The sequence below is a fragment of the Pseudomonas sp. RV120224-01b genome, assembly GCF_003208145.1.
Taxonomy (GTDB): domain Bacteria; phylum Pseudomonadota; class Gammaproteobacteria; order Pseudomonadales; family Pseudomonadaceae; genus Aquipseudomonas; species Aquipseudomonas monteilii.
This window is the reverse complement of sequence record NZ_QKMQ01000004.1, coordinates 43,837-61,963: the sequence shown is the minus strand read 5'-3', so window position 1 is coordinate 61,963 and position 18,127 is coordinate 43,837. Positions and strand designations below refer to the sequence as shown.

The window sequence follows — 18,127 nt, the reverse complement described above, 5'->3', positions numbered from 1 at the left end:
ACGAAAGTGCAAGATCAGCACGGCTAACCGTTTCAGTCAAGTTGCCCGCTTTTCGGCGAATATCGGTCTATAGCCGGGCGTGCTTATAATGGCCACCATGCCCGAGGGAGATGCTTATGCTGTTGCGTGGTTTGACCTGGCTGGTGCTGTTCCAGCTGCTGGGGACGGCGATCAATCACCTGTTGGTGCCGGTTTTGCCGGGGCCGATTATTGGCCTGTTGCTGCTGTTGTTCTTTCTCATGGCTCGCGGTGAGGTGGGCAAGCCGTTGAACGAGGCCGCCAGTAGCCTGCTGCGCTACCTGCCGCTGTTGCTGGTGCCGCCGGCGGTAGGGGTAATGGTGTATGCCAAGGACATTGCCGCTGATTTCTGGGCCATTGCCGGAGCCTTGCTGATTTCCTGCCTGGTGACGCTGGTGTTTGTCGGGGTGCTGATGCAAAAGCTCATCCAGCGCCAGGGCAAACGTGAGGAGCAGCCATGATGCTCGACTGGCAAGGCGCGCTTGACGCAGTCGTCCATCACCCGTTGTTCGGTATCGGCATTACGCTCGGGGCCTACCAGGTTGTGCTGGCGGCCTACGAAAAGACCCGCTGGATCTTCCTGCAGCCGGTGCTGGTTTCGATGTTGCTGGTAATCGGCGTATTGCTGCTGTGCGGTATCGACTACAGCGAGTACCGCAAAAGCACCGAAATCATGAACATCCTGCTGGGGCCTGCCACCGTCGCCCTGGCTGTGCCGCTCTATCTCAACCTGCGGCGTATCCGCCAACTGTTCTGGCCCACATTTACTACGCTGGTAGTCGGAGGCCTGTTCGCCACCCTGTGCTGCCTGTTGCTGGGCTGGTGGTTCGGTGCCGAACACATGATCCTGATGACCATGGCGCCGAAGTCCGTTACCTCGCCGATCGCCATGCTGGTGGCCGAACAGATTGGTGGCGTGGCGGCCTTGGCTGCGGTGTTCGTATTGATTACCGGGGTGATCGGGGCCATCTTCGGTCCGGCACTGCTGAGCCGCTTCGGGGTGCACAGCCCTGAGGCGCGAGGCATGTCGCTGGGCGTGACCGCGCACGCGGTGGGCACTTCGGTGGCCCTGCAGGAAAGTGACGAATGCGGCGCCTTTGCCGCGCTGGCGATGAGCCTGATGGGCGTGGCCACGGCGGTGTTCCTGCCGCTGGCGGTCAGCCTGGTGGCTTGAGGACTTGTGATGACGCTACCGCTGTTTCCGCTCAATACCGTGCTGTTTCCTGGCTGCTTTCTCGATTTGCAGATTTTCGAGGCGCGCTACCTGGACATGATAAGCCGCTGCATGAAGCAGGGCGAAGGTTTTGGTGTGGTGTGCATCCTTGAGGGCGAGCAGGTTGGCAAGGCACCGCCGATGGTCGCCTCGATTGGCTGTGAGGCGGTCATCCGCGACTTCGTCCAGCAAGACAACGGGTTGCTGGGTATTCGCGTCGAAGGTGTGCGGCGCTTCAACCTCGACAGCACCGAAGTGCAGAAGGACCAGTTGCTGGTAGGGCAGGTGCAATGGTTGCCGGAGCAGGCGGACAGCCCGTTGCTGGAGGCGGACGACGACCTGTTGGCGCTGCTGGTGGCGCTGGGTGAGCACCCGATGGTCGAAGCGCTGGACATGCCGAGGCCAGTGGACGGGCGGCAGGCGCTGTCCAATCAGCTGGCGTACCTGCTGCCGTTCATGGAAGAGGACAAGCTGGATCTGCTGACCCTTGACTCGCCGCAGCAGCGGCTGGGGGAGATCCAGAAGCTGCTGGAGCGGATTCAGGGCGAACTGTTTGCCTGAGGGGACTGGCTACATCAATATTGGTATCGAAGCAAAGCCTGCGGCAGCGCATGCATGGCGAAGAATGCCAGCAGCGCCACGCAGGCCGGCAACACCAGCCACCACGCCCGCTGCGGCAAGGCTGGCAGTGTCTGGCGCCGTTGTACCAGGGTCAGGCTAAGCGCACACACGCAGCACGCCAGCAGCGCCCCGGCCAGGATGTCTGTCGGCCAGTGAGCCCCCAGGTAAACCCGCGACAGGGCAATCGCCAGGGCCGGAATGCAACCCAGCATCACCCAGGTCAGGCGCATCCTCGGCGGCTGCCCACGCCCCGCCAGCACGGCCATCACCAGAAAGAACGCAAACGACGCCGAACTGTGCCCGCTGGGCATGCTGTAGCTGGTCAGCGGGTCGGTCAGCACTTCTGGCCGTGCCCGGGCGAACAGCCATTTGAGTGTGCCGTTGGCAATCGCCGTGCCCATCAGGGCGCCGGCAGCGAACAGGGCGTGTCGCCACTGCCGGGCAAGCAGCAACAGGCCTGTCAGCAGCCCGCCAAGGAAGAACTGGGTACGGAAGTCACCCAGCCGCGTCACCAGGACCACGGTGCCATCGATGGCCTGGCTGCGGTGTTCCTGGACCAGTGTCATCACGCCTTGATCGAACTCATGCAGGTAAGGCCAGCCGATAAATATCCCGGCCAGGGCGATGAAACTGAGGCCGGCAACCAGCCGGGTGCCGTGGCGCTGGTCACGCAGGCTGCTGTTGAGGCTAAGGCCGATCAGCACGGCCAGGGTGCCGGCGATGATGCCCGCATCCAGCCAGAAGCCTTCCGGCAGCGGTAGGCGCATGGCTGCGCCAGTGGCCCAACCGGGCAGCAGGTAGGCGACCGACCAGCCGGCGCCGGCCACCAGGCTGACGGCGATGAAGCGCGGCAGGGGCATGTCGAACATGCCGGCCACCATCGGCAGCATCGGTCGCAGAGGGCCGATAAACCGGCCTACCAGCAGGCTGGCAATGCCATAACGCTGGAAGTAGGTCTCTGCGCTGCCAATCCATTCCGGGTGGTGGCGCAGTAAGGGCAGGCGGCGGATGTTCTGGTGGAAGTACTTGCCCACCGTATACGACAGCGCATCACCCAAAAGGCCGCCAAGAAAGCCCAGCAGCAAGGTTTCCCCCAGGCTGAAGGCGCCACTGCCGGCCAGTACCGCGACGGCGAACAGCAGCACGGTGCCCGGCACGATGATGCCGGCGATGGCCAGGCATTCGATGCAGGCCACCAGGAAAATCGCCAGGCCAAGCCACTGTGGGTTGGCGCTTAGCCAGCCGGTCAGGCTGTCGAGCCATTGGCCCATGTTCAGCTTCCTTGTTCGTGAATGAAGAAGTCCCGGCCTTCGACTTGGCCGCGGCGTAACGGGTTCCGCGTGCAGAAGCGGGCGTATTCGGCATCGACGAAACGGTAGGGCAGGTGTTCGTCACGCCCGTGCGGGATGCCCAGGCGCGCGGCCTGGATGACCCGTGGTACGGCGTTGCCGCAATCGTCCACGTACAGCCGCTCGGCGTCGAAGCGCTGGGCGTCCCAGTGCGGCACTTTCAGGCCCAGAGCCCGGCATAGCAGGGTCTGGCCCGCGCACAGACGCTCATCCGGGCGCAGCTGGCCGCTGGCATCGGGGTTGTTCAGTTGCATCTGCGCCAGGCTGTTGGGGCCTGAAAGGGCATCCTGCCAAGGATAGGCGGACTTGATCAGCACCGCGTTGCCCGGCCCGTGAGCGCTGAAATTCAGCGAGTCGCCGCCGCGGGCGTAGTACATGTAGATGTGCCCGCCATCGAGGAACAGCGCTTTGCGCTTTTCGGTGTAGCCGAGCGAGGCGTGGCTGCCTTTGTCGGCGAGGTAGTAAGCCTCGGTCTCGATGATGCGCGCGGCAAGCCACAGGTCGCCGTGGCGATGGCGGATAACCTTGCCGAGCAGGGCTTTGGCCAGGGTCTGGGCGTCGCGGTCGAAAAAGCTGTCGGGCAGGGCTGGCATGCGGGCGGTTCGTGGCTGGGGAGGCGGGATGATAGCAATGAATGGCTTAATCGAGGCTGAACCTGTTGGGCGTTGCGTGGCTGCATTCGCGAGCAAGTTCGCGCCTGCAAGTGCTCGCAAATCCTTGTAGGCGCGGGCTTGCCCGCGAAAGGGCCACAACAGGAGATTGATTTTTCGATAACCCCGGTTACATCTTTCCTACGCATTGCCCCCGACCATTTTCTACCATCCGCCACCCGCCGCTGGGCGTACACCTGCGCGGCAGTTATAATCAGCCGATTTCCCCTTCGCCAAGACACCGAACCCATGACTGAGTCCGTTCTTGACTATATGACCCGCTTGGGTCGCGCTGCCCGTGAGGCTTCCCGGGTGATCGGCCGTGCCAGCACCGCGCAGAAGAACCGCGCCCTGCAAGCCGCCGCCGATGCGCTGGATGCTGCCCGTGCCGAGCTGACTGCCGCCAACGAACAGGACCTGGCCGCCGGCCGCGCCAATGGTCTGGAGCCGGCGTTGCTCGACCGCCTGGCGCTGACCCCGGCACGCATCGACGGCATGATCACCGGCCTGCGCCAGGTGGCCAGCCTGCCGGACCCGGTCGGTGCGATTCGCGACATGAGCTACCGCCCATCGGGCATTCAGGTCGGCAAGATGCGCACACCGCTGGGGGTGATCGGGATCATCTACGAATCGCGCCCGAACGTGACCATCGATGCCGCCAGCCTGTGCCTGAAGTCGGGTAACGCGACCATCCTGCGCGGCGGCTCCGAAGCCATCCATTCCAACCGCGCCATCGCCACCTGCATCCAGCGTGGCCTTGCTGAAGCCGGCCTGCCGGCAGCCGTGGTTCAAGTGGTCGAGACCACTGACCGTGAAGCCGTGGGTGCGCTGATCAGCATGCCGCAGTTCGTCGACGTCATCGTGCCGCGCGGCGGCCGTGGCCTGATCGAACGCATCAGCCGCGATGCCCGGGTGCCGGTCATCAAGCACCTGGACGGCATCTGCCACGTCTACGTCAGCCAGCATGCCGACCTGGACAAGGCCTGGAACGTGGCCTTCAACGCCAAGACCTACCGTTATGGCATCTGTGGCGCCATGGAAACCCTGCTGGTCGACCAGCAGGTGGCCGAGCGCTTCCTGCCGGAAATGGCCCGCCGCTTCCAGGAGAAGGGCGTGGAGTTGCGTGGCTGCGAGCGTACCCGCGCGCTGATCGAAGCCAAACCGGCCAGCGAAGACGACTGGCACACCGAGTACCTGGACGCGATCCTGTCGATCCGCGTCGTGGACGGCCTGGACCAGGCCATCGAGCACATCAACCACTATGGCTCGCACCACACCGACTCGATCATCAGCGAGCACCAGGGCGAAGCCCGCCAGTTCATGGCTGAAGTCGACTCGGCGTCGGTCATGCTCAACACCCCGACGTGCTTCGCCGACGGCTTCGAGTACGGCCTGGGTGCGGAAATCGGCATTTCCACCGACAAGCTGCATGCCCGTGGCCCGGTCGGCCTGGAAGGCCTGACCTGCGAGAAGTACGTGGTCATCGGCGATGGCCAGCTGCGCGGCCAGGGGTCGTGCTGAGTTGAGCAAAGCCCAGGCAGTCCGGCGCATCGGCATTCTAGGCGGCACCTTCGACCCCGTGCACATCGGCCACCTGCGCAGCGCGCTGGAAGTGGCCGAGTTCATGGGGCTGGACGAGTTGTGCCTGTTGCCCAACGCCCGGCCGCCGCACCGCGATACCCCGCAGGTGGCCGCCGAGGATCGCCTGGCCATGGTGCGTGAAGCGGTGCAAGGCGTTGCCTGCCTGAGCGTCGATGCCCGCGAGCTTGCGCGTGACAAACCGTCGTACACCATCGATACGCTGGAGTCGATCCGCGCCGAACTGGCCGACAACGACCAGCTGTTCCTGGTGCTGGGCTGGGATGCCTTCTGTGGCCTCCCTACCTGGCACCGCTGGGAAGAACTGCTGCAACACTGTCACATCCTGGTGCTGCAACGCCCGGATGCCGACGTAGAACCCCCTGACGAGCTGCGCAACCTGCTGGCTGCGCGCTCGGAGAGCGATCCTGCCGCCATGTCCGGCCCGGCGGGAAATATTTCGTTCGTCTGGCAGACGCCGCTTGCGGTGTCGGCTACACAGATCCGACAGCTGCTGGCCAGCGGCAAATCGGTGAGGTTCCTGGTGCCGGACGCCGTACTGGCCTACATCGAGGCGCACGAACTGTATCGTGCGCCCAACTGACGGTGCCTCTGGCGCCTCATCCAACGAGTTGAACGAGTTTTATATGACCAAGCAGAAAATTTACGGCGAAGAACTGGTCGCCCTGACCAAGGCAGCGCTGGAAGACGTCAAGGCCCAGGACATCCAGGTCATCGACGTGCGCGAAAAGCACAGCCTGACCGACTACATGATCATTGCCACCGGTACCTCCAACCGCCAGATCAACGCGATGCTGGAAAAGGTTCGCGAAGCCGTGAAGGCCAAGGGCGCCCAACCACTGGGTGAAGAAGGCAAGGGCGACAGCGACTGGGTGCTGCTGGACCTGAACGACGTCATCGTGCACATGATGACTGCCGCTGCCCGCCAGTTCTACGACCTGGAGCGCCTGTGGCAGGGTGCCGAGCAAAGCCGTGCTGCCGATGGCAAGCACCACAGCCCGGACCACGCTCACGAGTACTCCGACAAGCTCAAAGACCGCGAATAAGGGCAGCGCTGTGCGTTTGCGCCTGATTGCGGTCGGCTCGCGCATGCCGAAGTGGGTCGAGGAAGGCTGGCATGAATATGCCAAGCGCCTGCCTGCCGAGCTGTCGCTGGAGCTGGTGGAAATCCCGCTGAACACCCGTGGCAAGAATGCCGACGTCGCCCGCCTGATCCGTCAGGAGGGCGAAGCCATGCTGAGCAAGGTGCAGCCTGGGGAACGCATTGTCACCCTCGAGGTCCATGGCAAGCCCTGGAGTACCGAGCAGCTGGCGACCGAGCTGGACCGCTGGCGCCTGGATGCGCGCACGGTGAATTTGATGGTGGGGGGCCCGGAGGGCCTTGCGCCTGAGGTCTGTGCGCGCGCCGAGCAACGCTGGTCGCTGTCGCCGCTGACCCTGCCGCACCCGTTGGTAAGGATACTCATCGGCGAGCAGATCTACCGCGCCTGGACCGTGTTGTCCGGGCACCCTTACCACAAATGAGCCTGTAAGCAGTCCGATGTCGCAGCCGATCCGTCTCAAGGACCACGAGAAAGACGCCCGCCTGGTGCGCAACCGCGTCGTGGTCGGCGCGGTGGCGATCATGCTGCTTATTTGTGTGCTGATCGCGCGGCTGTATTACCTGCAGATCATCCAGTACGACTACCACTCGACGCTGTCGGAGAACAACCGGGTGCATGTGCAGCCGATTCCGCCGACTCGCGGGCTGATTTTCGACCGCAACGGGGTGATCGTTGCCGACAACCGGCCCAGCTTCAGTCTGTCGATGACCCGCGAACGTGCGGGTAACTGGCAAGAAGTGCTGGATACCATCGTCGAAGTGCTGGAGCTGACTGCCGACGACCGCGCGTTGTTCGAAAAGCGCATGCGTCAGGGCCGTAGGCCTTTCGAGCCCGTGCCGATCCTGTTCGAGCTGAATGAAGAGCAGATCGCCCGGGTGGCGGTAAACCAGTTCCGCCTGCCAGGTGTGGAAGTGGTTGCCCAGCTGGTGCGGCATTATCCGCAGGGTGCGCATTTCGCTCATTCGGTGGGTTATGTGGGGCGCATCAACGAGAAAGAGCTGAAAACCCTCGACCCGGTGAACTACAGCGGCACCCACCATATCGGCAAGACCGGCATCGAGCGCTTCTACGAAGACGCCTTGCACGGCCAGGTCGGCTACGAGGAAGTCGAGACCAACGCCCGTGGCCGTGTGCTGCGGGTGCTCAAGCGCACCGACCCGAAACCTGGCAAGGACATCGTACTGAGCCTGGACATCAAGCTGCAGGAAGCCGCCGAAGCCGCGCTGGGCGGGCGGCGTGGCGCAGTGGTGGCGCTCGACCCGCGTACTGGCGAGGTGCTGGCGATGGTTAGCCAGCCAAGTTTCGACCCCAACCTGTTCGTGACGGGCATCAGCTTCAAGGCCTATGCCGAACTGCGCGACTCGATAGACCGGCCGCTGTTCAACCGCGTGCTGCGTGGCCTGTACCCGCCGGGTTCGACCATCAAGCCGGCCGTGGCGATTGCCGGCCTGGACAGTGGGGTGGTCAACGCCAGCAGCCGGGTGTTCGACCCGGGCTACTACCAGTTGCCCAACTATGACCACAAATACCGTAACTGGAACCGCTCCGGCGACGGCTGGGTCGATCTGGACACCGCGATCATGCGGTCCAACGACACCTACTTCTATGACCTTGCGCACAAGATGGGCATCGATCGGCTGTCCAGCTACATGAACAAGTTTGGTATCGGCCAGCGGGTTTCCCTCGACATGTTCGAGGAGTCTGCCGGGTTGATGCCATCGCGTGAATGGAAGCGTGCCACGCGCCGCCAGGCCTGGTTCCCGGGTGAGACCCTGATTCTCGGCATCGGCCAGGGCTACATGCAGGCCACACCACTGCAACTGGCCCAGGCCACGGCATTGATCGCCAACAAGGGCGTGTGGAACCGCCCGCACCTGGCCAAGACCATCGAAGGCCAGCCGCCGGTGGACGAAAACCCCATGGACAACATCGTGCTGCGTGACAAGTCCGACTGGGCCAAGGTCACCCACGGCATGGAGCAGGTGATGCACAACGCCCGCGGTACCGCGCGCAAGGCGGCAGCCGGCGCCCAGTACCGCATTGCCGGCAAGAGCGGTACCGCCCAGGTGGTGGCGATCAAGCAGGGTGAGAAGTACGACCGCAACAAGCTCCAGGAGCGCCACCGCGACCACGCCCTGTTCGTCGCCTTTGCCCCGGCCGATGACCCGAAAATCGTGGTCTCGGTGATGGTCGAGAACGGTGAGTCCGGCTCTGGTGTTGCTGCCCCCGTGGTACGCCAGATCATGGACGCCTGGCTGCTCGACGAAAACGGCCGGCTCAAGCCCGAGTTCGCGCCTGCCACCGTGACCCAGGAATCGGCCCTGTGATGAACAATTTCGATCGCATGCTCTCCAGCGAGGATGTGATGCGTCGGCGCGCCAGCTTTCTGCAGCGCATTCATGTCGATGGCCCCTTGCTGGTCATTCTGCTGACCCTTGCGGCCGGTAGCCTGTTCGTACTGTATTCGGCCAGTGGCAAGAACTGGGACTTGCTGCTCAAGCAGGCCACCTCGTTCGGCATCGGCCTGGTGTCGATGTTCGTCATCGCCCAGCTCGAGCCACGCTTCATGGCCCGTTGGGTGCCGCTGGCCTACCTGACCGGTGTGCTGTTGCTGGTGGTGGTGGACGTGATGGGCCACAACGCCATGGGCGCCACGCGCTGGATCAACATCCCCGGGGTGATCCGCTTCCAGCCCTCGGAATTCATGAAAATCATCATGCCGGCGACCATCGCCTGGTACCTGTCCAAGCGCACCTTGCCACCGCATTTGAAGCACGTGGCCATCAGCCTTGTGCTGATTGGCGTGCCGTTCATATTGATCGTACGCCAGCCCGACCTGGGCACGGCGCTGCTCATCCTTGCCTCCGGTGCCTTCGTGCTGTTCATGGGTGGCCTGCGCTGGCGCTGGATCCTCAGCGTGCTGGCAGCGGCAGTGCCGGTGGCGGTGGCGATGTGGTTCTTCGTGATGCACGACTACCAGAAGCAGCGCGTACTGACCTTCCTCGACCCGGAAAGCGACCCGTTGGGCACGGGCTGGAACATCATCCAGTCCAAGGCCGCAATCGGCTCGGGCGGGGTATTTGGCAAGGGCTGGCTGCTCGGTACCCAGTCGCACCTGGACTTTTTGCCCGAAAGCCACACCGACTTCATCATCGCCGTACTGGGCGAGGAATTCGGCCTGGTCGGCATCTGCCTGTTGCTGATTGTCTATCTGTTGCTGATCGGCCGTGGCCTGATGATCACAGCCCAGGCGCAGACCCTGTTCGGCAAGCTGCTCGCGGGCAGCCTGACCATGACCTTTTTTGTATACGTGTTCGTCAATATCGGAATGGTCAGCGGCCTTCTCCCCGTGGTGGGCGTGCCGCTGCCGTTTATCAGCTATGGCGGAACATCGTTGGTGACGCTGCTGTCAGCGTTTGGCGTTCTGATGTCGATCCACACGCACCGCAAATGGATCGCACAGGTTTGAATAAGGTGAAGAATTTCATGCAAGCAGTGCGTAACTGGGCTGCCCGTTGTGCGCCGTGGATCGGCGCGGTGGGCCTGTTCGGCGCTGTACAGCTGGCCCATGCCGGCGATTACCAAGGCTCGCCGCAGGTGGCCCGGTTTGTCGGCGAAATGAGCCGCGACTATGGCTTTGCCCCTGAGCAGCTGATGGGCGTGTTCGCTGACGTGCAGCGAAAGCAGTCGATCCTCGACGCTATTTCGCGCCCGGCCGAACGGGTCAAGCCGTGGAAGGACTACCGGCCGATGTTCCTCACCGACGCGCGTATCGCCCGTGGTGTGGACTTCTGGCGCCAGCACGAGGCGGTACTGGCCCGCGCCGAACAGGAATATGGCGTGCCGGCACAGTACATCGTCGCCATCATCGGTGTGGAAACGTTCTTCGGCCGCAACACTGGCAACTACCGGGTGATCGATGCCCTGTCGACCCTGGGCTTCGACTACCCGCCTCGGGCTGAATTCTTCCGCAAGGAACTGCGCGAGTTCCTGTTGCTGGCCCGCGATGAACAGCTCGACCCGCTCACGCTCAAAGGCTCCTACGCCGGCGCCATGGGCCTGCCGCAGTTCATGCCGAGCAGCTTCCGTAACTTTGCGGTGGACTTCGACGGCGACGGCCACATCAACATCTGGAACAACCCGGACGATGCCATCGGCAGCGTCGCCAGCTACTTCAAGCGCCATGGCTGGGTGGCCGGTGGTGGCGTGGTCAGCCGCGCCTGGGTGGATGGCGCGCGCGCCGACGAAGGCCTGACCACAGGCATCGAGCCTGTGAAAACCGTCGGGGAGTTGCGCACGCTCGGCTGGTCGGTTCATGATTCGCTGCGCGATGATCTGCCGGTTACCGCTTTCCGCCTTGAAGGTGACAATGGCCCCGAGTACTGGGTGGGCCTGAAGAACTTCTACGCGATCACGCGTTACAACCGCAGCGTGATGTATGCCATGGCGGTGCATCAGCTTGCGGAACAGCTGGTTCAAGTACGGGGCGTCAAGTAATGCGCGCAATCATCTCTGCCAATTCTTTCAAGCTGCTCACCTGCCTCGCCGTTGGCGTGGTGCTGGCCAGTTGCTCCTCCAATCGCCCGGCCCAGCAAAGCAGTGGCAACGTCGTGCGCAGCCAGCCAGGCCTGGACATCAACCGGGCACACAAGGACGGTGCACCGTGGTGGGACGTGGATGTGAACAAGATCCCCGATGCCACGCCAACCGTGCACACCGGCAACTACAAGGCCAACCCGTACACGGTGCTGGGCAAGACCTACTACCCGATGCAGGACTCGCGCAACTACCGCGCCGAGGGCACCGCATCGTGGTATGGCACCAAGTTCCACGGGCAGAACACCGCCAACGGTGAGCTGTATGACCTGTACGGCATGAGCGCGGCGCACAAGACGCTGCCGCTGCCGGCCTATGTGCGGGTGACCAACCTGGCCAACGGTCGCAGCGTGATCCTGCGGGTGAACGACCGTGGCCCGTTCTATTCCGACCGTATCATCGACCTGTCCTATGCGGCGGCGAAAAAGCTCGGTTATGCCGAGATCGGCACCGCGCATGTGCGCGTCGAGGGCATCGACCCGCAGCAGTGGTGGGCCCAGCGTGGCCAGACACCGCCGATGGTGCTGAAAGAACCGCAGGTAGCCCAGACCCAGGCGATCCCGGCCAACACCGGGCGTGTCGAGCAATGGACCCCACCGCCGCAGCAGCACGCGGCGCCGGTGGTGCCGGTGCAGGTGGGGGGCAACAATGTGCCGGCGGGCAACGGCGGCAGCTTCCTGCAGGTAGGCGCCTTTGCCAACCCGGACGCCGCCGAGCTGCTGCGCTCCAAGCTCAGCACCATGGTCAGTGCGCCGGTGTTCATCAGCTCGATCGTGCGTAACCAGCAAACCCTGCACCGCGTACGCCTGGGGCCGATTGGCAGCCAGGGCGAGATCCAGCAGGCACAAGACAGCATCCGCCTGGCGAACTTGGGGCAGGCCAAGCTGGTCACAGCTGACTGACCGCGTCGCTTTCTTCGCGGGCTCGCCCGCTCCCACAGGGCTATGCGAAACCCTGTGGGAGCGGGCGCGCCCGCGAAGAAGGCAACACCAAACTGTCGGTTTTGTCATGAATTGCCGGGCGCGCCCATGTACAATGACGGCTTTTGCCCGCAGCGACATAAAGCCGCACGTTCGTGGGCCAGGCCGACGGCCACAAAACTAGACTGACTGGCGCTGGGCACACGATCTTGCCCAGGGAACATCTCAGACCATTAGCGATTTTCGAGAGACGGATGAACATCACCAACCTTGCCAAACGACTTTGCCTGCCTGTACTGCTGATGATCACGCCTGCCGCCTTCGCGGCGGAGCAGATGACGCCGGCACCACCGCAACTGGCAGCCAAGTCCTACGTACTCATGGACGCGTCCAGCGGCAACGTGCTGGTCGAGAACAACGGTGACGAGCGCCTGCCGCCGGCCAGCCTGACCAAGCTGATGACCGCCTACATCGCCACCCTGGACATCCGCCGTGGCCAGATCGGTGAAAACGACCCGGTCACCGTCAGCGAAAACGCCTGGCGTACTGGCGGTTCGCGCATGTTCATCAAGGTGGGCAGCCAGGTGACCGTCAGCGACCTGCTGCACGGCATCATCATCCAGTCCGGCAACGACGCTTCGGTCGCCCTGTCCGAGCACATCGCCGGCAGCGAAGATGCCTTCGCCGACATGATGAACAAGACGGCTGCCGACCTGGGCATGACCAACAGCCACTTCATGAACCCGACCGGCCTGCCGAACCCGGACCACTATTCGTCGGCGCACGACATGGCCACCCTGGCCCGTGCGATCATCACCGTCGACCCGGCCCACTACGCCATCTATTCGCAGAAGGAATTCTTCTGGAACAACATCAAGCAGCCGAACCGCAACCTGCTGCTGTGGCGTGACAAGACCGTCGATGGCCTGAAAACCGGCCACACCGACGAAGCCGGCTACTGCATGGTGGCGTCGGCCGTTCGCGACGGCCAGCGCCTGATCGCCGTGGTGTTCGGTACCAACAGCGAGCAATCGCGTGCTGCCGAAACCCAGAAGCTGCTGACCTATGGCTTCCGCTTCTTCGAAACCCAGACCTTCTACCAGAAGGGCACCGAGCTGACCCAGGCACCGGTCTGGAAGGGCGCCACCGGCCAGATCAAGGCTGGCCTGGCCGACGACCTGACCATGACTATGCCTAAAGGCCAATTGAAGCGCCTGCAGGCTTCGATGACCATGAACCCGCAGCTCACCGCACCCATCGCCAAAGGTGACGTGATCGGCAAAGTGGAAGTCAAACTGGACGAGAAAGTGGTTCACAGTGCCGACCTGATCGCCCTCGATGGCGTCGAGGAAGGTGGTTTCTTCCGCCGTATGTGGGATAGCATCCGTCTATTCTTCTACGGGTTGTTCAACTGATACGTGACCTGCATGCCCCCGCGTATCTCGCGGGGGCGTTGTTGTTGCCACGGCTTACGAGGCCGTTTCCGCCATGAGCGAACCAGACGTCAAGTCGCATAAAATCGAATTCCCTTGCGACGATTACCCGATCAAGGTAATCGGCGATACCGTTGTCGGCTTCAAGGACACCGTGATCGAAATCCTCAGCAAGCACGCCAAGGTCGACCTTTCCACCCTGGCCGAGCGCCAGAGCAAGGAAGGCAAGTACACCACCGTGCAATTGCACATCGTTGCCGAAAGCGAGAACCAGCTGCACGATATCAACAGCGCCCTGCGCGCTACCGGCATCGTGAAAATGGTGCTTTGATGTCCGCCTGCCTCGGTTTTCGCGAGCTTGGCCTGCAGCCCTACGAACCGGTGCTGGAGGCCATGCGTCGCTTCACCGAGCAGCGCACCCCGGACAGCCAGGATGAAATCTGGCTGGTCGAGCATCCCGCGGTCTTCACCCAAGGCCAGGCTGGCAAGGCCGAGCACCTGCTGGTGCCGGGCGATATCCCGGTGGTGCAGACCGACCGCGGCGGCCAGGTGACCTACCATGGCCCCGGGCAGTTGGTGGCCTACCTGCTGCTGGATGTGCGCCGGCTGGGCTTTGGCGTGCGCGAACTGGTCAGCCGTATCGAGCAGACGCTGGTCGACCTGCTCGCCAGTTACGACGTGCAGGCTTCTGCCAAGCCCGACGCCCCGGGCGTCTATGTCGATGGAGCGAAAATCGCCTCCCTCGGCCTGCGAATTCGCAACGGCCGTTCGTTCCACGGCCTTGCCCTGAACGTGGACATGGACCTTGCGCCATTCCGCCGAATCAACCCCTGCGGCTATGCGGGGCTGGCGATGACCCAGCTGCGCGACCTGGCAGGTCCGATCGAACTCGACGAGGTCAGGACAAGGCTGCGCGGACAGCTGGTCAAGCACCTCGACTACGCTGAGCAGACGACCCTCACGGGCGGAATCGACTGAATATGACAACTGTGCAAGAAGCCGTGCCGAACCTGATACCCACCCAGGATGTCACCCCGCGCCCAGCGCCGAAGAAGGTGGAAGCTGGGGTAAAACTGCGTGGCGCCGAAAAGGTGGCGCGCATCCCGGTGAAGATCATCCCCACCGAAGAGCTGCCGAAAAAGCCTGACTGGATTCGCGTGCGTATTCCGGTATCGCCCGAGGTAGACCGCATCAAGCAACTGCTGCGCAAGCACAAGCTGCACAGCGTGTGTGAAGAGGCTTCCTGCCCGAACCTGGGCGAGTGCTTCTCGGGTGGTACCGCCACCTTCATGATCATGGGTGACATCTGCACCCGTCGTTGCCCGTTCTGTGACGTAGGCCACGGTCGGCCGAAGCCGCTGGACCTGGATGAGCCGAAAAACCTGGCTGTCGCCATTGCCGACCTGCGCCTGAAGTACGTGGTGATCACCTCGGTGGACCGCGACGACCTGCGTGACGGTGGTGCCCAGCACTTCGCCGACTGTATCCGCGAAATCCGCGCGCTGTCGCCGGGCGTGCAGCTGGAAACCCTGGTGCCGGACTACCGTGGCCGTATGGACGTCGCACTGGAAATCACCGCGCAAGAGCCGCCAGATGTGTTCAACCACAACCTGGAAACCGTACCGCGCCTGTACAAGGCTGCGCGTCCGGGCTCGGACTACGACTGGTCGCTGGACCTGCTGCAGAAGTTCAAGCAGATGGTCCCGCATGTGCCGACCAAGTCGGGCCTGATGCTCGGCCTGGGCGAGACCGACGAGGAAGTGATCGAAGTGATGCACCGCATGCGCGAGCATGACATCGACATGCTCACCCTCGGCCAGTACCTGCAGCCGTCGCGCAGCCACCTGCCGGTGCAGCGTTTCGTGCACCCGGACACCTTCGCCTGGTTCGCCGAGGAAGGTTACAAGATGGGCTTCAAGAACGTCGCCTCCGGCCCGCTGGTGCGTTCTTCGTACCACGCTGACCAGCAGGCCCACGAAGCCAAGATCAAGCTCTGAGCCTGGTCTGAGGCACGCATGCCGATGCACGCCGAAGGGCGGCATCGGCATTTTTGTTTGTGTACCAAGCGCTGCAAGGAGCCGCAATGAACTGTGCCGAAACCTTACTACCGAGCCTGCCAGCCGCGTTGCCGGATAACGCCTGCTTTGCCATTGTCGCCCCGGCAGGCGCGGCGCGGCTGGATACGCACAAGGTCAGCCAGTGGTTTGCCGACCGTGGCTACAGCTGCCGCCTGTACCCCGGTGTACACCAGGCCCAGGGCTATCTGGCAGGCTCCGACCAACAGCGTTTGCAGGACTTGCACGATGCCTTTGCCGATCCGGCTATCGACGCCATCCTGTGCATGCGCGGTGGTTACGGCAGCATGCGCCTGCTTGATCGGCTCGACTTTGACCTGATTCGGCGCAACCCCAAGCCACTGATCGGCTACAGCGACATCACTGCGCTGCACACGGCCATCTATCGGCATGCCGGGCTGATCACCTTCCATGGAGGGATGCTCAATGCCGACCTTCTGGGGGCGAAGTTGCCGCCGACTGAGTCGTCGTTGCTGGCACAGCTGGCTGGGCATGTGCGGGCAGGCGAGCAGATCGTGCACCCGACGGACTATGCCTTGAGCAGTGTATTGGCAGGTGTGGCCAGTGGTCCGCTGCTGGGCGGCAACCTGTCGATGCTGGGTGCGACCATGGGGACGCTGGCCGAGCTGGATACCCAGGGCTGCATTTTGTTTATCGAGGACGTCAACGAGCCGTTGTACCGGGTGGACCGGCTGCTGACGCAGTTGCGTCTGGCGGGCAAGCTGGAAGGGGTAAAGGGCGTGCTGGTTGGGGATTTTGCCGGGATTACCACGGCGGCGCTTGCACCGTTGCTGGAGGAAACCTTTGCGCCTCTGGGGATACCGGTGCTGGCGGGGTGGCGCAGTGGGCATTGCGACCCGAATGTGTGCTTGCCGATGGGGGCTCGGGTGCGGCTGGACAGTAATCAGCAGAGTCTGGTGCTGGAGCAGGATCTGTTCAAGGCTTGAGATTGCCGGGGCCGCGCAGCGGCCCCAAAAATCTCACTGGCTACGCAGGCTCTCAAGCAGCTTGTGGGTCGGATACCCATCCGCCGGCCACCCCAGCCCCTGCTGGGCATTGCGGATAGCCTTGCGGGTATTGGCCCCGATAATGCCATCAGCATTCCCGGCCTCATGCCCGTTGCTGTTCAGCAGGTTCTGCAATTCCATACGCTCGCTGCGGCTCAGCGGCAGGTCTTCCTTCGGCCAGCTGCCAGCAATGAAGCCCCAGCCGCTGAAGCGATCCCCCAGCAAGCTCACCGCCAGCGCGTAGGACGACGAGTTGTTGTACTTGAGGATGGCGCGGAAGTTGTCCAGCACCAGGAACGCCGGCCCGCGTGCGCCAGCCGGCAACAGCAGGGCGGCAGACAGTTGGTTGCTGTTGGCGGGCAACTGCGTGCCTGCCGGCAGTTTCACGCCCATCGCCAGCCACTCGCTCACCGGTTTGCGCAGTGCGCCATCGGCCTGCCAGAAATCGAAACCAGCCGGTACCTGTACCTCGAAGCCCCACGGCTGCCCACGCTTCCAGCCCGAGCTCTGCAGGTAGTGCGCGGTCGAAGCCAAGGCATCTGGTGTGCTGTTCCAGATATCGCGGCGGCCATCGCCGTCAAAGTCCACAGCATGGGTGTTGTAGGTGGTCGGGATGAACTGGGTCTGGCCCATGGCGCCGGCCCACGAGCCGCGCATGGCTTCAGGCTGGATATCACCATGCTGGATGATCTGCAGCGCAGCGATCAGCTGGTCCTGGGCGAACTGTGGGCGGCGGCCTTCGTAGGCCAGGGTGGCCAGCGAGCGGATCACCGACTTGTTGCCCTGGAACTGGCCGAAATTACTTTCCATGCCCCACACCGCAACCAGCACCTGGCGGTCCACGCCATAGCGTTGTTCGATGCGTGTCAGCAACTCGGCATTCTGCTCCAGCAGCTTCTTGCCGTTGCGCACGCGCAGGGGCGACAGGGCGCCTTCGAGGTATTCCCACACCGGGCGGGTGAACTCCGGCTGGCTGCGGTCGGCCTTGATCACGTCCATGTCAGGGGTGACGCCGAGGAACGCGCGGTCGAAGGTGCTGGGTGAAATCCCGGCTTGCAGGGCCTGTTGGCGGAAGCCGGCCTGCCACTGGGCGAAGGTTTGCAGAGGCTGGATTTCAGTGCTGACGTCAGGCGTCGCGCCGGGCACGGTTACCACGGGAGCGGGTTGCGCAGGGGCCAGCGGCAGTGCGTCGGCGGCGGTGGGTTTTTCCGCGCAGGCCACAAGCAGGATGAAGCTGGAGGCCGCGATCAGCTGGCGGGTTTCCCAACGGGGGATAAGACGGAAGAGCATGCACAGATCCAGAATTGCAGGTCAGGTGACGACCATACCATGCCTGCGCTTGCGATGCTTTCATGCAGCCAAAAAGTAGGAAGCCTCACAATCTCTCGATTGGAAGGCTTCGCGGCGGTAGCTGCCTTTGCCCTTGGCTGGTTGTTCCTGGCGGCAGCGGAACAGCGGTTGGGCGATGATGGACTTGGCCTTGTTGGGGCCGTGCTTTTTCGGCTTTTTGCTCATGGCGGTGTTCCCGGGTTGGGTGGTTTTC

Annotated in this window: 20 protein-coding genes; 16 read left to right on the top strand and 4 right to left on the bottom strand. The window is 63.3% G+C overall.

Annotated features, from left to right (window positions below; translation table 11 throughout):
- The first annotated feature begins 116 nt into the window (after positions 1-116).
- Genes N436_RS08630 through N436_RS08620 form a run of 3 tightly spaced genes read left to right on the top strand, consistent with a single transcriptional unit; the run spans position 117 to position 1,792 of the window.
- Entirely contained in the window at positions 117-479 is a 363-nt protein-coding gene (locus N436_RS08630; RefSeq protein WP_060498529.1) for a CidA/LrgA family protein, read from the top strand.
- Positions 476-1,192, top strand: a complete 717-nt coding sequence (locus N436_RS08625) for an LrgB family protein (protein WP_105946273.1) — start codon at positions 476-478, stop codon at positions 1,190-1,192. The genes N436_RS08630 and N436_RS08625 overlap by 4 nt, the downstream gene beginning before the upstream one ends.
- Before the next feature lie 9 nt (positions 1,193-1,201).
- Positions 1,202-1,792, top strand: a complete 591-nt coding sequence (locus N436_RS08620) for an LON peptidase substrate-binding domain-containing protein (protein ID WP_016712194.1) — start codon at positions 1,202-1,204, stop codon at positions 1,790-1,792.
- A 14-nt stretch (positions 1,793-1,806) separates the two neighbouring features.
- On the opposite strand, the gene N436_RS08615 is transcribed toward N436_RS08620, so the two are convergent.
- Together N436_RS08615 and N436_RS08610 are read right to left on the bottom strand one after the other, a co-directional pair.
- Positions 1,807-3,123 carry a bifunctional DedA family/phosphatase PAP2 family protein gene (locus N436_RS08615; RefSeq protein WP_110740806.1) on the bottom strand — a complete coding sequence of 439 codons (1,317 nt, stop codon included), beginning with the start codon at positions 3,121-3,123 and terminating at the stop codon, positions 1,807-1,809.
- 2 nt (positions 3,124-3,125) lie between these two features.
- Positions 3,126-3,794 carry a DNA-3-methyladenine glycosylase gene (locus N436_RS08610; RefSeq protein ID WP_104833882.1) on the bottom strand — a complete coding sequence of 223 codons (669 nt, stop codon included), beginning with the start codon at positions 3,792-3,794 and terminating at the stop codon, positions 3,126-3,128.
- 306 nt (positions 3,795-4,100) lie between these two features.
- On the opposite strand from N436_RS08610, the gene N436_RS08605 reads away from it, so the two are divergent.
- From N436_RS08605 to N436_RS08545, 13 genes are all read left to right on the top strand, one after another.
- On the top strand, positions 4,101-5,372 hold the full coding sequence (locus N436_RS08605) for a glutamate-5-semialdehyde dehydrogenase (protein WP_060498520.1): 1,272 nt from the start codon (positions 4,101-4,103) through the stop codon (positions 5,370-5,372).
- Positions 5,341-6,033, top strand: coding sequence for a nicotinate-nucleotide adenylyltransferase (nadD, locus tag N436_RS08600; protein WP_110740805.1), 693 nt, complete (start codon positions 5,341-5,343; stop codon positions 6,031-6,033). The genes N436_RS08605 and nadD overlap by 32 nt, the downstream gene beginning before the upstream one ends.
- Positions 6,034-6,076: 43 nt before the next feature.
- Positions 6,077-6,496, top strand: coding sequence for a ribosome silencing factor (rsfS, locus tag N436_RS08595; RefSeq protein ID WP_016712189.1), 420 nt, complete (start codon positions 6,077-6,079; stop codon positions 6,494-6,496).
- A gap of 10 nt (positions 6,497-6,506) precedes the next feature.
- Positions 6,507-6,974, top strand: a complete 468-nt coding sequence (gene rlmH, locus N436_RS08590) for a 23S rRNA (pseudouridine(1915)-N(3))-methyltransferase RlmH (protein ID WP_003249722.1) — start codon at positions 6,507-6,509, stop codon at positions 6,972-6,974.
- Between the two features lie 16 nt (positions 6,975-6,990).
- Complete coding sequence (mrdA, locus tag N436_RS08585) at positions 6,991-8,880, top strand: penicillin-binding protein 2 (protein WP_016712188.1); 1,890 nt, start codon at positions 6,991-6,993, stop codon at positions 8,878-8,880.
- Positions 8,881-8,918: 38 nt separating this feature from the next.
- Entirely contained in the window at positions 8,919-10,022 is a 1,104-nt protein-coding gene (gene rodA, locus N436_RS08580) for a rod shape-determining protein RodA (protein ID WP_042131952.1), read from the top strand.
- 17 nt (positions 10,023-10,039) lie between these two features.
- Entirely contained in the window at positions 10,040-11,050 is a 1,011-nt protein-coding gene (gene mltB, locus N436_RS08575) for a lytic murein transglycosylase B (protein WP_110740888.1), read from the top strand.
- Positions 11,050-12,051: a septal ring lytic transglycosylase RlpA family protein gene (locus tag N436_RS08570; protein ID WP_105946269.1), complete on the top strand. Its 1,002-nt coding sequence runs from the start codon at positions 11,050-11,052 to the stop codon at positions 12,049-12,051. Before mltB ends, N436_RS08570 begins: the two co-directional genes overlap by 1 nt.
- Positions 12,052-12,323: 272 nt before the next feature.
- Positions 12,324-13,484, top strand: a complete 1,161-nt coding sequence (locus N436_RS08565) for a D-alanyl-D-alanine carboxypeptidase family protein (RefSeq protein WP_105946268.1) — start codon at positions 12,324-12,326, stop codon at positions 13,482-13,484.
- A 73-nt stretch (positions 13,485-13,557) separates the two neighbouring features.
- Complete coding sequence (locus N436_RS08560; RefSeq protein ID WP_003249736.1) at positions 13,558-13,833, top strand: DUF493 domain-containing protein; 276 nt, start codon at positions 13,558-13,560, stop codon at positions 13,831-13,833.
- Positions 13,833-14,480, top strand: a complete 648-nt coding sequence (gene lipB / locus N436_RS08555) for a lipoyl(octanoyl) transferase LipB (protein ID WP_019098023.1) — start codon at positions 13,833-13,835, stop codon at positions 14,478-14,480. The genes N436_RS08560 and lipB overlap by 1 nt, the downstream gene beginning before the upstream one ends.
- A 2-nt stretch (positions 14,481-14,482) precedes the next feature.
- Complete coding sequence (gene lipA, locus N436_RS08550; RefSeq protein WP_016712182.1) at positions 14,483-15,499, top strand: lipoyl synthase; 1,017 nt, start codon at positions 14,483-14,485, stop codon at positions 15,497-15,499.
- A gap of 86 nt (positions 15,500-15,585) precedes the next feature.
- The gene (locus tag N436_RS08545; RefSeq protein WP_110740804.1) at positions 15,586-16,524 is read left to right on the top strand and encodes an LD-carboxypeptidase; all 939 of its coding nucleotides are present in this window, start codon (positions 15,586-15,588) and stop codon (positions 16,522-16,524) included.
- Positions 16,525-16,557: 33 nt separating this feature from the next.
- On the opposite strand, the gene N436_RS08540 is transcribed toward N436_RS08545, so the two are convergent.
- Together N436_RS08540 and arfA are read right to left on the bottom strand one after the other, a co-directional pair.
- Entirely contained in the window at positions 16,558-17,874 is a 1,317-nt protein-coding gene (locus N436_RS08540; RefSeq protein WP_105946266.1) for a lytic murein transglycosylase, read from the bottom strand.
- A 60-nt stretch (positions 17,875-17,934) separates the two neighbouring features.
- Positions 17,935-18,099 carry an alternative ribosome rescue factor ArfA gene (gene arfA, locus N436_RS08535; protein ID WP_110740803.1) on the bottom strand — a complete coding sequence of 55 codons (165 nt, stop codon included), beginning with the start codon at positions 18,097-18,099 and terminating at the stop codon, positions 17,935-17,937.
- Positions 18,100-18,127: the final 28 nt, after the last annotated feature.